Below are 13,854 nucleotides of genomic sequence, written 5' to 3'. Positions count from 1 at the left end.
TGTTTTCAGAATGTGTAAAGGTTTTCATGAGAAAAAGCCTTCCAGATCAAAGTCTCGAAGGCTTTCTTATTGGTTATTTCATTCGGATCACATAGGCATCGAGTAAAATGCGGGCAATGACATGGAGAGACAGGCGGGATCTGACTTCATAATCTGGGAAGAAAGATTGTTCCCCTTTATATCCGACTAGTGTCATATCTGATATTTTGCTTAATGTAGAATCTATTCTTGTCGTGACTGTAATAGTTGTCACTTGCTTCATGCTGAGATTTTGACACGCTTCAACGAGCTCAGACGTTTCGCCATTTAATGAAACAAAGATGGCAAGCTCACTTTTTTCAATGTCTCGCGATTTCAGCCGAATGATATTCGGATCGTCGTGTACTTCACATGTTTTCCCGATGAGCTGTAACTTGATGGTCATCTCTTTGGCGATCATCTCTGAGAAGCCTCTGCCGAAAATATAAATTTTGTCTGCATTATGTATTTTTTGAACGGCATCTTCAATTTGTCCAATACTTTGCAGCTGTATCGTCTTTAAAACCTCTTCTTCATTTTTCCGAATCGCTAGTTTGATGTCTTCATCAATATTCTTGAGCTGGTCGCTTGCATCTGTCATTTTCTTTTCTTGTTTCAATCGATATTTAAAGGATGTATAGCCATTATAACCAATTTTTTTCATCAGTCTGACAATTGTGGCTGTCGATACATTGGCTCTTTCGCTTAAAGTGACAATGGATAAGGTGGAGATATCCTCTAAATGCTGGTGAATATAATTGAGTAAATAACGCTCTGTTTCACTTAACGTTTGATATACATCGCTTGGGATGTTAAATAATGATTCGTTCAATTCGATTCCCCCTTACTCATTTCATACTATAATTAAATGCCCAATAAAAACAAGATGATTCTTTTGTCATGTATTTAGGTGAAAGGCGGAAATGAGTGAAATTTTATTTTTGACATAAACTAAGGAAAAGTTGTGTCTATGTGAAAGGAGCTGATCCGTATGCTTCATCTTTTGTTTTATCTGATCCTTCTCTATGTCGTTTATGTCTTTTTGACCGCATTTGTTTTGTTTTATTTACCGATTCAAAAAACATGCAAAGAACATTGTATCTATAAAGCCTCTTCCATCTCAGGAGACGATCAGGGCACAAATCAAGTGATGCTTCTTGACGATGGATTTGAGTCTGGCCAGGCCAGAATTCAAATGATTCGTGAGGCAAAGAGGATGATCCGTCTTAGTTATTACTCCATTCAAAAGGGAAAAACAGCCGAATGGGTACTAGGTGCTTTGATTGAAGCAGCTGATCGAGGGGTGAAAGTTCAGCTGCTTTTAGACGGCATCTGCCATAGTTTGCGTGGACCGCTGAAGCATTTAAGGTATGCCGTGGCAAATCACCCGAACATGGCCATTCGTTTTTATGAGCCCTTTCGGTTATTTAAGCCATGGACGTGGCATAACCGCCTTCATGATAAGCTGCTGCTGGCAGATGGCCGAGTAGCTGTCATGGGCGGAAGAAATATCGGTGATAAATACTTTGCAGATCAGCCGCCGAAAGACTTTGCATTCGACCGCGATGTGCTGCTTTATAACGACAAAAAAGGAAAAGTATTAGATGAAATGGAGCAATATTTCGTTTATTTATGGAATCATAACTTTACGAAAAAAACAAAAGCCGTGTTCTCCAAGCAAAAAGCAAAAAATGGCTTAAAACTAAGAAAGAAACTGCTTAGGTCCTATCAGGAGGCAGTGCGTACGAAAGAACCTTTTGTGATGTCGTCCTTTAATTGGGCAGCAGATACCACCTCAGTAAAACAGATTGCATTCTTTACAAATCCAGTGGAGCGCTTCAATAAGCGTCCTCTTGTACTGAAAAAATTAAACGATCTTGCTCACCGGGCAAAGCGATCTGTGCTCATACAGACACCTTATATTATCCCGACACGACCCATGAAGGAAGGCCTCACTCCATTAGCTAGCGAGATTCAAACAACAGTTGTCACGAATTCTCTGACAGCCACGCCAAATCCTTTAGCTTTTGCAGGCTACTTAAGCACGAAAAAGGAACTGATGAAAACAGGCGTTCATTTGTACGAATATGAAGGTCCGTATTCCATTCATGCGAAATCGATGGTCATTGATGATTATTTAAGTATTATTGGAACATATAATTTAGATGCGAGGTCTAGTTTTTTAAATACAGAGTCGATTTTGGTCATTGATAGTGCCCCGTTTGCGCTATCACTTACTCAGGCAATCGAACGTAAAATCGCCTATAGTATTCTCGTCGCGAAGGACAAAGCAGCCTATAAAGCGGACGGCTATGGGCAGAAAAAAAAGCCTTTGATGAAAAGGCTCCTTTTAAATGGTTTATCCGCGATAACCGTTTTATGGCGGCGGTTGATCTAAAGGGCAGCTACTCTTGTGGCAGCCCTTTTTCTTCTGATTGCTCTTCTTCTGCTGGTTCCAATTTGGTCAATTTAAACACCAAGATTCCTGCAATAATCACAATGACACCTAATAGTTTTGCGGGCGAAAATTCCACTTTCTCTAACCCAAGCCAGCCAAGCGAATCGAACAAAAGCGCGCAGCCAAGCTGTGAAATCAGGACAATTGAGATTCCATAAGTCGGACCAAGACGTTTGATTGCTTGAACGAGGCAGATGACCACCCCTACTCCAATGGCTCCGCTAATCCAGTACCACGCTTCCATATGTCTTAATTGAAACATGCCGGTTCCTTCTAGCAAAAGACCCATCAAAAGTGAAGCAATAAAGCCCATACCTAGAACGAGAGTGGTTGTTGACCAAGAGCCTGTCTGCTCATTGACCTTACTGTTAAAAATGGTTTGTAAGCTGACGAGTGCGCCAGCCGCGATGGCTAATCCTATTCCTATGATCATGTCTGAATCCCTTCATTTCTTCTATTCATAAATGTTGTGCTCTGCTATTTCTAAGAGCCCTTTCCGGTCAAGAATCGTAATCTCGCCTCTTTGCCTCTCTATCAGCCCTTTTTCACAAAATTGCTGAATCACCCGGTTAATATGCCTGTAGCTTGTACCAATTAAGCTCGCCGCATCGGTAAGACGAAGTGCGCTCGCGCTGTTATCAACTGTTAACACAGACAATAAGTAGCTTGCGAGCCTGACCTCTACAGGATATAAAAGGTGGAAGCTCAAATCGTTTGATTTCGTATAAAATTTGTTTGTAATACCTTTTAATAAAAAGGTTAATATGCGGGGGTCATCCTTCGCATGACGCATGAGCGCTTGATGAGAAATCCTTAGCATATGTACTTCTGTGACAGCCTCCACTGTATTGACCATATCTGTCTGCTGAACGTATTCAATATCTCCAATGGCTTCAAGAGGATGTTTAAAACAAAGAATAAAGGTCTTCCCTTCCTTTGTGGTGGTGAAAATCTTTAATTTTCCTTTTACTAACAAGTACAAGTGCTCCCTCTGATCTCCCTTTGAACAAATCAGCTCACCTTGCTCATAGCGCCATAAGCTGACATGTGATATGAGTTTCTGATGAAAGACGTTTTCTAATTGATGTGCCTTGAGATAAGAAGAAAATAGACATTCATCATGAAGCTCCTCCATCTGACGCCCTCCTTTATAGCTTTAAAATGATTACACCCGCGATCATCAATAGAATTCCTGCATAATGCGGCCATTTCATTTTCTTCTTCTGTACACCAAACCATCCTTTTGCATCGATTGCAAAGGTAAATGCCAGCTGTGCAATGAGTAAAGCAGCGATCGTCAGTGTGACACCGATCATTTGAATTGCAGTGACTTCATTAAAAATAATAATGGCTGCAAATGCGCCGCCTACTAAATAAAGCGGCTGCACCTTTCGATATTCTCGAACATGTCCGTCACGTACGATCAGTAAAATGATAAGTGCGATAACAAAACCGGTCAGCTGCGTGATGGTTGCCGCCTGCCATGTCCCGATATCCTGGCTGATTCTTGCGTTTGCTACGCCTTGCAGTGTAATACAAGCGCCTCCTAATAAAGCGAAAATAACACCTTTCATTCGTTCAAATGCTCCTTCTTTTTTCAGTCTAGTTCCATTAAATGATAGATGCCCTGAAGTTGAAAAGGACATATGTCCCACTTTGCGTATTATATCAGAAACTTTTTCTTTTACAGTTTCATCGTTTTAGATTTTTCACAGTGGGTACAGTTTTATATCACCTGAAAACAGAATATTGAATGGAATCACATATAAAAAGGAGACATGTCAGAATGAGAAATCAAGAGAAACATTTTATTAACGGAGAATGGATCGCATCAACAGGAAACGAAACGACGGAAGTCATCAATCCTGCTACAGAGGAAGTCATTGGCACCATTAGTTTAGGTACAAAAGAAGATTTAGATAAGGCAGTCAAAGCTGCTCGTGCCGCCTTCCCTTCTTTCTCAAAAACATCTCGAAATGAACGCGTAAAGATGCTGGAAAACATTGTGCGCGGCTACGAAAAACGTAAGGATGAACTGATAGAAGTCATGACACAAGAGCTCGGTGCACCGCTGAAAGTATCAGAAGAGGTTCATTACAAAATGGGACATGAACATTTTTCTAAAGCAGCGGAAGCACTTAAATCTTATACATTTACTGAGGACCGCGGCGGGCATACCATTATAAAAGAAGCGATTGGTGTCAGCGGATTGATTACACCTTGGAATTTCCCAACGAATCAAACATCACTTAAAATCGCAGGTGCCATTGCAGCAGGTTCACCAGTTGTCTTAAAGCCTGCGGAAATTACACCTTTTGCCGCAATGATTCTTGCAGACATCATTGATGAAGCAGGCGTACCAAAAGGAGTCTTCAACCTAGTAAACGGAACTGGTGACGTCATTGGTGACGGCATTAGCTCACATCCTGATATTGACTTTGTTTCATTTACTGGATCAGGTGCTGTCGGCTCTAAAATAATGGAGAACGCTGCAGACAATATTAAGAAAGTGGCTCTTGAGCTCGGCGGGAAATCCCCTCTTATCGTCTTAGATGATGCAGATGTGGATGAGGCAGCCGAAACAGCCGTTCATCATATTGCGATGAATACAGGTCAAGTATGTTCCGCAGCTACACGTGTGCTGATTCCTGAATCAATGAAAGACGCATTTGAAAAAGCGCTGCTGAATGCCCTGCCGAAGTTTACAGTTGGTGATCCGCGAGAAGATCACGCCACTGGCCCGCTTGTCTCCAAAAAGCAGTGGGATACCGTGCAGTCTTATATTGAAAAAGGAATTGAAGAAGGTGCTAACCTGCTTGCTGGGGGAACTGGGAAGCCGGACGGACTAGACAAAGGATATTTTGCCAAGCATACTATTTTCACAAATGTGAAAAATGATATGACCATTGCGCAAGAGGAAATATTCGGACCCGTCATGAGTGTGATCACATATCAAGACCTGGATCATGCCCTTGAGATTGCCAATGATACAGTGTACGGTCTTGCTGGATATGTGGTTGGAAAAGATGAAAAAACATTAAAATATGTAGCTGAACATATTCGTGCCGGTCAAATTACCATTAACAATGCCGAAACAGATTACTTTGCCCCGTTTGGCGGCTTTAAGCAATCTGGTATCGGAAGAGAATGGGGAGACTTCGGAATCGAGGAATATTTAGAAGTGAAAGCTGTGATGGGACTTCCAACAGCATAATTTGAGAAAGGAGAAAAACCTTAGGGTTTTTCTCCTTTTTCATGATAGAAAGAATCTGCCCCCCTACTTATCCATTATGATGTGATATTTCTTGACCGTTGCTTTAGGAGGAGACGATTCTTGTAACTCATCAAACCAAACCTCAATCGTTTGACCCTGTGACAGCTTTTTAGAATCTACTTTCGTTAAATCAGAACATAAAAAAGTCATTGGGGTTTAAAGTGGTGACTATAATAATGATCGTGAATTCACTTTTCCACTGATCCCAAAAATTACTTCAACCTCTTTAATATGATCTAATTCATAGAACATAAAAAATTCAGCTTCTTTTCGATTTGGAGATTTCATTAAAATCTCGAAACGGTCAGAATAATGAACACAAGAAATTACCTTCCAATTCATAGCTCTTCTCTGTTGCATTTGTTTATAATCCTTTTGAAATTGTTCCTCTCGTTTTAATTTCATGTCATATATTTCATCAATTAAATTAAAAAGTTTATTTGTTTTGGAAACATCAAATCTTCTACTGAGAAGAACAATAAAAACACATAACAATATACTTAAAGCGATATTCAGATAAGTATCCATTATATTTATTGAAATTTCATCGAAAGCATTTTGCAATTTCGAATCGTTAGTTTTGTGCTTTTTAGTAATAAAATCTAATCCATAGTTAAAATATGAATTAAAGTAGGAGTTCAAAAATAAAAATGCTGGCACAATTGTTATTGTTATAATTGAAGCTTTTGTGGAAAAATTGGCAGCTCTCTCATATTTATCTTTCGCATAAATTCGAAGATCTGCAACTTGATTCAGATTTAATTTTTCTAATTCCTTTCTATAGATAGACACCTTCTTTGCTAATTTAAACTTAACTTTTGGATCTTCCAAATCTCTAATAATACTCATATTTCCTCCTTGACAGAATAAACTAATTTCACCTTGCAAAGGTATTAGAAATCTTAATCATGACAATCAATATTATATATTTTACTTAATGGCAAACTTTCGGTAAAGTTCAAATTGAACCTATATATATAATTCCTATCGAATTAATCTATGTTTATATTCCTTGTGAGGTGGATATCGTTGCAACTTCATGTATTGAACAGTCCGTTTAGTCAGCAGCAGGCAGAACTGCTTAATCAGCTGCTTCCGACTTTAACAGATCAGCAAAAAATTTGGCTTACCGGTTATTTATCAGCACAGGCAGCTTTAACCGGATTAGAAAATACTGCCCAACCCCCTTCTCCTTCTGCTGCAGCACCAGCGCAGCCTGTCAGCAAAGATGTGACCGTGCTTTATGGCTCGCAAACAGGCAATTCTGAAGGGTTAGCAAAAAAGACAGCGCAGCATCTTGAAGAGAAAGGTTTTCAAGTGACGCTCTCTTCTATGTCAGATTTTAAACCAAATAGTCTGAAAAAAATAAACAATTTACTGATCATTGTGAGCACACATGGTGAGGGAGATCCGCCTGATAATGCCCTTTCTTTCCATGAATATGTTCACGGCAGACGTGCACCAAAGCTCGATCATTTAAGCTTTTCTGTCCTTTCACTTGGCGACAGCTCTTACGAATTCTTCTGTCAAACAGGTAAAGAATTTGATGAGCGTTTAAAAGAGCTTGGCGGAACGCGTCTTTTCGATCGAGTGGACTGTGACCTTGATTATGATGAGCCGTTTTCTGAATGGCTTCAAGGGGTGGCATCTTCACTTAGTGAAGGCGGAGCCGCAGCAACCCAGCAGGAATCAGCAGGAGTAAACACTCAAACCGCTGCATCTGAATACTCAAGAACAAATCCTTTTTATGCTGAAGTGCTTGAAAATATCAACCTAAATGGCCGCGGCTCTAACAAAGAAACCCGTCATTTGGAGCTTTCTCTTGAAGGATCAGGACTTGTTTATGAGCCAGGTGACAGCCTTGGTATTTATCCTACAAATGATCCTGCGCTTGTTGATGAACTGATCACAACATGTGGATGGAATGCAGAGGAAACCGTCACCGTTCATAAAAACGGCGACACGCTTCCTTTAAAAGAAGCACTCACCTCTCATTTTGAGATTACCGTATTAACAAAACCTCTTCTTCAAAAGATGTCGTCCTTTACAAAAAGCGAAGCCTTGCAGGCCCTTTTAGAAGAAGGAAGCGAAGAAAAATTAAAAGCGTATATAGCAGGAAGAGATTTAGTAGATGCTGCGCGTGATTTCGGTCCTTTTGAAGGAACAGCAGCAGACTTCACTGCGATTTTAAGAAAAATTCCTGCACGCCTTTATTCCATTGCAAGCAGCCTTAAAGCAAATGAAGAAGAAGTTCATTTGACGATCGGTGCTGTGAGATATGATGCTCACGGAAGAGAACGTCAAGGTGTCTGCTCAATCTTATGTGCGGAGCGCTTAGAGCCAGGTGATAAGCTGCCTGTTTATATCCAGCACAATCAAAACTTTAAGCTTCCTGAAAACCATGATGCACCGATCATTATGGTGGGACCAGGCACAGGTATCGCCCCTTTCCGTTCATTTATGCAGGAGCGTGAGGAAGTCGGTGCAGATGGAAAGTCATGGTTGTTCTTCGGTGATCAGCACTTTGTGACGGATTTCTTATATCAAACCGAATGGCAAAAGTGGTTAAAAGATGGTGTGTTAACGAAAATGGATGTGGCTTTTTCAAGAGATTCAGAGGAAAAAGTATATGTCCAGCACCAAATGAAGAAACAAAGTAAAGAATTATTCGAATGGCTGGAGCAAGGTGCTTATGTATATGTCTGCGGAGATGAAAAACATATGGCGCATGATGTTCATGATACCCTTCTATCAATCATCCAAGAAGAAGGTGCGATGAGCAAAGAGAAAGCAGAAAGCTATCTAGCCAACTTGCAGCAGCAAAAACGCTATCAGCGTGACGTATATTGATTGAATGCTTGAGAGAAAGGAGCTTTTACTTACATGGTGAAGACAGCATTAACAGCGCCGGATGGACCTCCGAGCGACGTAGAGGAAATCAAAGAAAAAAGTGATTATTTACGGGGTACATTAAAAGAAGTGATGCTTGATCCGATTTCAGCGGGTATTCCTGATGATGACAACCGCCTGATGAAGCATCACGGCAGTTATTTACAGGATGATCGTGACCTGAGAAATGAACGGCAGAAACAAAAGCTTGAGCCTGCTTATCAATTTATGCTGCGCGTCCGCCTGCCTGGCGGAATTGCTACATCCAAGCAGTGGCTTGTCATGGATGAGCTTGCTCATAAATATGGAAACGGTACGTTAAAGCTGACAACTCGTGAAACCTTTCAGCTTCACGGTATTTTAAAATGGAACATGAAAAAGACCATTCAAGACATCCACTCTACTATGCTTGATACAATCGCTGCTTGCGGTGATGTGAACCGTAATGTCATGTGTACGTCAAATCCCTATCAATCAGAAGTACACCATGACGTATACGAGCTCGCCAAAAAATTAAGTGATGACCTGCTTCCGCAAACAAGAGCATATCATGAAATTTGGCTTGATGAGGAAAAAGTAGCGGCAACGCCTGATACAGAGGTTGAGCCGATGTATGGTCCGCTTTATCTGCCAAGAAAATTCAAGATTGGTGTGGCGGTCCCTCCTGCTAACGATATTGATGTCTTTTCGCAGGATTTAGGCTTCATTGCGATTATTGAAAATGATCAATTAGTCGGCTTTAATGTCGCGATTGGCGGCGGAATGGGTATGACGCATGGTGACACAGCGACCTATCCTCAGCTTGCAAAAGTGATTGGCTTTTGTACACCGGAACAAGTTGTAGAGATTGCCAAACAAGTGATCACTATTCAACGTGACTACGGAAACCGTTCGGTGAGAAAAAATGCCCGCTTTAAATATACAGTGGACCGTCTCGGTCTTGAGAATGTAAAAGAAGAGCTTGAACGCCGCCTAGGGTTTACCCTTTTAGACGCAAGAGATTATCACTTTGATCATAACGGTGACCGCTATGGCTGGGTAAAAGGCATCAATGGCAGATGGCATTATACGATGTTTGTAGAAGGCGGCCGCATCACGGATTACGATGACTACCCGCTGATGACAGGCATTCGTGAAATCGCGAAGATTCATACAGGTGACTTCCGCTTAACAGCGAATCAAAATTTAATGATTGGAAATGTCACAACGCATAAAAAGAAACAAATCGAGCAGCTCATTCAGGAGTTCGGTTTATCAGCTGGCCAGCAGCACTCGGCACTCCGCCGCAGTTCAATGGCCTGTGTTTCTCTTCCAACATGTGGTTTAGCGATGGCAGAAGCAGAACGCTACCTCCCGCGCTTGATTGACAAAATTGAAGAGATTGTCGAAGAAAACGGCTTAAGTGATAAAGAAATCACGATTCGTATGACTGGATGTCCAAATGGATGCGCCCGTCATGCACTAGGTGAAATTGGCTTTATCGGGAAATCACCTGGCAAATACAATATGTATCTTGGCGCTGCTTTCGATGGCAGCAGATTAAGTAAATTGTACCGAGAAAATGTTGGAGAAGAAGACATTTTAAACGAGCTTGGCTCTCTTCTCCCCCGCTATGCCAAAGAACGTGAAGAGGATGAACATTTCGGTGATTTTGTGATTCGGGCAGGAATTGTAAAAGCAACAACAGATGGCACGAATTTTCATGTGCAATAAAAAAGACAGGGATCTCTCCTGTCTTTTTTTATATACTTTGTTTCCTTTTCAAGTATTCGCAAATGCTTTTGTACACCTTCGGATTGTCTAAAGAAGATAGATCGGGTGAAGGCAGCTGCTCATACGCGCCTTTTAATAAACGCCGGACGATTTTTCCGTTTCTTGTTTTCGGTAAAGCTGAAATGAGATGAATTTCCTTTGGAGTGAGCGCTTTCCCCGCATATGAACCAACATGAGTTTTAAGCTCTGAAATGAGTGCTGCTTCTTCGAAAGACTGTAAACTGGCTACAACGAAACAAACAAGTGCTTCTCCCTTCACCTCATCCTTGACTCCAATCACAGCAGCCTCATGTACGGCTGGATGCCCGACAAGAATGGATTCAATTTCAGCTGGACCGACGCGTTTTCCTGCTGTATTAATGACATCATCCGATCTGCCCGTGATATGGAATGCGCCATCCTCTGATTGCATCACCCAATCACCGTGTGTCCACACCCCATCAAATCGTTTGAAATATGTGTCTTCATATCGCTCCGGATCTTTCCAAAACCCACATGTCATACCGACCCATGGCTTTTTCACAACAAGCTCCCCTACCTCATTCATCATGCTCTGTCCTGCCTCATTAAACACATCTGCCGCCATTCCTAAGATTGCCGCATTAAAAAGGATCGGTTTAATTGGACGAAGCAGCGTACTTCCTACAATACCGCCAGAAACCTCTGTTCCCCCTGAGTAATTTAAGATCGGAATGTGCTTTTGACCAATTGTGTCAAAAAGCCATTGCCATGGTGCTTCATTCCACGGTTCACCTGTAGAAATGATGGCTTTGACATGCGGCAGCTCAATGTCTGCAAGGTTTTGCTGCATCGCAGAACGTACAAAAGTAGGTGAAAGTCCAAAATGGGTGACTTTTTGCTCGTGGATGAATGACCAAAGGTGCTGTTCATCTGGATAATCGGGAGCGCCGTCATATAAAACAATTGCAGCTCCATTGATCAAACCGCCAAAGACGAGAAATGGCCCCATCATCCATCCCATGTCTGTGAGCCAAAACAAGCGGTCTCCTTTTGCAACGTCCATACAAAGACCAGCATCAAAAGCCGCTTTTACAGGAAAGCCTGCGTGGGTATGAACAGCCCCTTTTGGTGTACCGGTTGTTCCAGACGTGTATAAGATCATAAGAGGATCTTCATTTGAAAGATAAGTCGTTTCACTCATTGGTTCTTCTTTTAACAAATCGTTTAGCTTCATATCCTCTTTATATCCAGTAGGAGAGGAAGCGTGTACAATGACTGTTTTGACAGTCTTGGTTTTGTCGATTGCTTCTGCTGCACATTCCCGCATGTTGATCGTTTTTCCCCGGCGCGTCACGCTCGACCCTGTGACGACAATGCTTGCCCCCGATGCACGAATACGTACGGCAAGAGGCTCGCTTCCATAGCCAGAAAAAACTGGGCTAAAGATGACCCCAATCTTTGCAAAGGCAAGCATGACGGCAGCCGTTTCCGGAAGCATCTGCATATAAATGACCGCCACATCCCCTTTTTGAATTCCCTTCTTCAAAAAACCAGCAGCGAGACGATTGACCTTTTCCTGAAGTTCGAGAAACGTCCATCTTCTTTCTTCTCCCGCTTCATTTCTCCAAATCACGGCTGGTTGATGCTGGGTTTCTTCATCTTCTGCCCATTTGTCAACAGCCGTTTCGACCACGTTGAGCCGGCCGCCTTTATACCAATTGGGCCACATGAATGAATGTTGGCCTAAAACGGCTTCATACGGCTCCTTCCACACGATGCCGACCGCCTTTTCAGCTTCTCTCCAAAACCAATCGGTACGCTCGATACTAGCTTGATAGAACGCATCGTAAGTAGAAAAACCAAGTGAATGCATCCATTTGTAAAGACGTGTTTGTTTCATCATCTGCTCTTCGGGGATCCACGCTGGTTTTTGGTTCATCATGAGGCCGCCCCCTTTAGACCGGATAAACCGGGTGTTTTCGTCTTGTAAATGTCATCTCTTTTGAGGTATAGGCTTGTAATCTATGACAAAGCTCATCTCGCAAATGGTCAAACGGGATGACACCATCCACAATCATTTCAGAGGCAAGCTTATATATATTCATATCTTCCTGGTATTCCTTGCGTTTCTCTTGTATAAATGCCGCTCTCTCTTCGGCAGGCAATTCGGCAATTTTATTCGCATAGACAGCATTTACAGCGGCTTCTGGCCCCATGACAGCAATTTGTGCTGATGGAAGTGCGAGACAGCAGTCCGGTTCAAAGGCTGGTCCTGCCATTGCATATAAACCTGCACCATATGCTTTACGAACAATGACGGATATTTTCGGAACGGTTGCCTCTGACATGGCGGAGATCATTTTCGCCCCATGCCTAATAATCCCTGCTTGTTCCACTTTTGTTCCGATCATAAACCCCGGTATATCCGCAAGAAAAAGGAGCGGAATATGAAAGGCGTCACATAGCTGAATAAACTTGGCGGCTTTGTCGGCCGAGTCATGGAATAATACGCCGCCTTTTACCCTAGGCTGGTTGGCAATAAGACCAACAGGCTGACCATTCATACGGCCAAATCCTGTGATCAGCTCTGCGGCAAATAGCTTTTTGATTTCAAAAAATGATCCTTCATCAATGAGTAAATCAATAAGCTGATACATATCAAAAGGGGTATTCTGCCCTTTAGGGATGAGATCTTGAATGGTAATCTCTGATGGTTTAGGTGCTTTTGCGGCTGTTCGTTTTGGTTTTTCTGTATAATTGGCAGGCATGTAAGTTAAATAGGTGCGAGCGATTTGAATGGCTTCTTCTTCTGTTTTTGCTAAAATATCGCCGCATCCAGAAATGCTGCAATGCATTTTCGCTCCGCCCATTTCTTCAAGTGATACTTTCTCTCCAATCACCATTTCGGCCATTCGCGGTGAGCCTAAATACATTGAGGCATTCCCTTCGACCATGACGACGATGTCACAAAAAGCAGGAATGTAAGCACCTCCGGCTGCAGAAGGACCAAATAGTAAACAAATTTGCGGAATACGTCCAGACAGCTTTACCTGGTTATAAAAAATGCGGCCTGCACCTCTTCTGCCTGGAAACATGGCGATTTGATCGGTGATTCTAGCACCCGCAGAGTCGACTAAATACAGCATCGGACAGTTGAGTTTTTCGACTGTTTCTTGGATTCTAATGATTTTTTCTACCGTTTTGACGCCCCATGATCCTGCTTTGACGGTAGAATCATTTGCCATGACGCAAACCGTCTGCCCATTCATCCGCCCCGTCCCTGTGACAACACCATCTGCTGGTAAATGTTCATCTTGACACTCGGCAAACATGGCATCCTCAATGAAAGAATCCTCATCTAATAACAACTGGAGGCGGTCACGGACGAATAATTTTCCTTTTTCTTTGTTTTTTTGATGGTATCGCTCGGCCCCGCCTTTCAGAATCTGCTGTTTTTTCTTTTCATATTCTTCAATCATAC

Annotated in this window: 12 protein-coding genes; 4 read left to right on the top strand and 8 right to left on the bottom strand. The window is 42.2% G+C overall.

Going from position 1 to position 13,854, the window contains the following annotated elements:
• Positions 1–73: 73 nt before the first annotated feature.
• Positions 74–850 carry a MurR/RpiR family transcriptional regulator gene (locus tag AC3WTB_RS00175; protein WP_059377363.1) on the bottom strand — a complete coding sequence of 259 codons (777 nt, stop codon included), beginning with the start codon at positions 848–850 and terminating at the stop codon, positions 74–76.
• Positions 851–1,009: 159 nt separating this feature from the next.
• Here AC3WTB_RS00175 and AC3WTB_RS00170 point away from each other — a divergent pair, with 159 nt between their 5' ends.
• Complete coding sequence (locus tag AC3WTB_RS00170) at positions 1,010–2,416, top strand: phospholipase D-like domain-containing protein (protein WP_144491281.1); 1,407 nt, start codon at positions 1,010–1,012, stop codon at positions 2,414–2,416.
• A gap of 7 nt (positions 2,417–2,423) precedes the next feature.
• Here AC3WTB_RS00170 and AC3WTB_RS00165 read toward each other — a convergent pair whose 3' ends face one another.
• From AC3WTB_RS00165 to AC3WTB_RS00155, 3 genes are read right to left on the bottom strand one after another with little or no spacing between them, the layout of a single operon-like run.
• On the bottom strand, positions 2,424–2,909 hold the full coding sequence (locus AC3WTB_RS00165; protein WP_144491282.1) for a DMT family transporter: 486 nt from the start codon (positions 2,907–2,909) through the stop codon (positions 2,424–2,426).
• A 21-nt stretch (positions 2,910–2,930) separates the two neighbouring features.
• Positions 2,931–3,611, bottom strand: coding sequence for a Crp/Fnr family transcriptional regulator (locus AC3WTB_RS00160; protein ID WP_492333162.1), 681 nt, complete (start codon positions 3,609–3,611; stop codon positions 2,931–2,933).
• Positions 3,612–3,624: 13 nt separating this feature from the next.
• Positions 3,625–4,050, bottom strand: coding sequence for a DMT family transporter (locus tag AC3WTB_RS00155; RefSeq protein ID WP_039183136.1), 426 nt, complete (start codon positions 4,048–4,050; stop codon positions 3,625–3,627).
• 212 nt (positions 4,051–4,262) lie between these two features.
• Here AC3WTB_RS00155 and AC3WTB_RS00150 point away from each other — a divergent pair, with 212 nt between their 5' ends.
• A complete protein-coding gene (locus AC3WTB_RS00150; protein ID WP_041085402.1) occupies positions 4,263–5,690 on the top strand; it encodes an aldehyde dehydrogenase family protein in 1,428 nt (475 codons plus the stop codon).
• Positions 5,691–5,753: 63 nt separating this feature from the next.
• Here AC3WTB_RS00150 and AC3WTB_RS00145 read toward each other — a convergent pair whose 3' ends face one another.
• Positions 5,754–5,900, bottom strand: coding sequence for a DUF3221 domain-containing protein (locus AC3WTB_RS00145; protein WP_390274493.1), 147 nt, complete (start codon positions 5,898–5,900; stop codon positions 5,754–5,756).
• 18 nt (positions 5,901–5,918) lie between these two features.
• Positions 5,919–6,599: a hypothetical protein gene (locus AC3WTB_RS00140; RefSeq protein WP_492333161.1), complete on the bottom strand. Its 681-nt coding sequence runs from the start codon at positions 6,597–6,599 to the stop codon at positions 5,919–5,921.
• A gap of 180 nt (positions 6,600–6,779) precedes the next feature.
• On the opposite strand from AC3WTB_RS00140, the gene AC3WTB_RS00135 reads away from it, so the two are divergent.
• A complete protein-coding gene (locus AC3WTB_RS00135; protein ID WP_458210008.1) occupies positions 6,780–8,600 on the top strand; it encodes an assimilatory sulfite reductase (NADPH) flavoprotein subunit in 1,821 nt (606 codons plus the stop codon).
• Positions 8,601–8,633: 33 nt separating this feature from the next.
• Positions 8,634–10,352, top strand: a complete 1,719-nt coding sequence (cysI, locus tag AC3WTB_RS00130; protein ID WP_059377376.1) for an assimilatory sulfite reductase (NADPH) hemoprotein subunit — start codon at positions 8,634–8,636, stop codon at positions 10,350–10,352.
• A gap of 28 nt (positions 10,353–10,380) precedes the next feature.
• Here cysI and AC3WTB_RS00125 read toward each other — a convergent pair whose 3' ends face one another.
• Both AC3WTB_RS00125 and AC3WTB_RS00120 read right to left on the bottom strand, forming a co-directional pair.
• Positions 10,381–12,315, bottom strand: a complete 1,935-nt coding sequence (locus AC3WTB_RS00125) for an AMP-binding protein (protein ID WP_492333160.1) — start codon at positions 12,313–12,315, stop codon at positions 10,381–10,383.
• A 13-nt stretch (positions 12,316–12,328) separates the two neighbouring features.
• Positions 12,329–13,852: an acyl-CoA carboxylase subunit beta gene (locus AC3WTB_RS00120; RefSeq protein WP_492333159.1), complete on the bottom strand. Its 1,524-nt coding sequence runs from the start codon at positions 13,850–13,852 to the stop codon at positions 12,329–12,331.
• Between the last annotated feature and the right edge of the window lie 2 nt (positions 13,853–13,854).

This window comes from Bacillus sp. EB106-04-04-XG123 (assembly GCF_058791855.1).
This window is presented reverse-complemented; position numbering and strand designations above follow the sequence as displayed.

Coding starts and splice junctions, on each gene's coding strand:
- AC3WTB_RS00145 (WP_390274493.1), bottom strand. CDS start 5,900: ATGACTTTTTTATGTTCTGATTTAACGAAAGTAGATTCTAAAAAGCTG.
- AC3WTB_RS00155 (WP_039183136.1), bottom strand. CDS start 4,050: ATGAAAGGTGTTATTTTCGCTTTATTAGGAGGCGCTTGTATTACACTG.
- AC3WTB_RS00165 (WP_144491282.1), bottom strand. CDS start 2,909: ATGATCATAGGAATAGGATTAGCCATCGCGGCTGGCGCACTCGTCAGC.
- AC3WTB_RS00170 (WP_144491281.1), top strand. CDS start 1,010: ATGCTTCATCTTTTGTTTTATCTGATCCTTCTCTATGTCGTTTATGTC.
- AC3WTB_RS00160 (WP_492333162.1), bottom strand. CDS start 3,611: ATGGAGGAGCTTCATGATGAATGTCTATTTTCTTCTTATCTCAAGGCA.
- AC3WTB_RS00125 (WP_492333160.1), bottom strand. CDS start 12,315: ATGATGAACCAAAAACCAGCGTGGATCCCCGAAGAGCAGATGATGAAA.
- AC3WTB_RS00120 (WP_492333159.1), bottom strand. CDS start 13,852: ATGATTGAAGAATATGAAAAGAAAAAACAGCAGATTCTGAAAGGCGGG.
- AC3WTB_RS00150 (WP_041085402.1), top strand. CDS start 4,263: ATGAGAAATCAAGAGAAACATTTTATTAACGGAGAATGGATCGCATCA.
- AC3WTB_RS00140 (WP_492333161.1), bottom strand. CDS start 6,599: ATGAGTATTATTAGAGATTTGGAAGATCCAAAAGTTAAGTTTAAATTA.
- cysI (WP_059377376.1), top strand. CDS start 8,634: ATGGTGAAGACAGCATTAACAGCGCCGGATGGACCTCCGAGCGACGTA.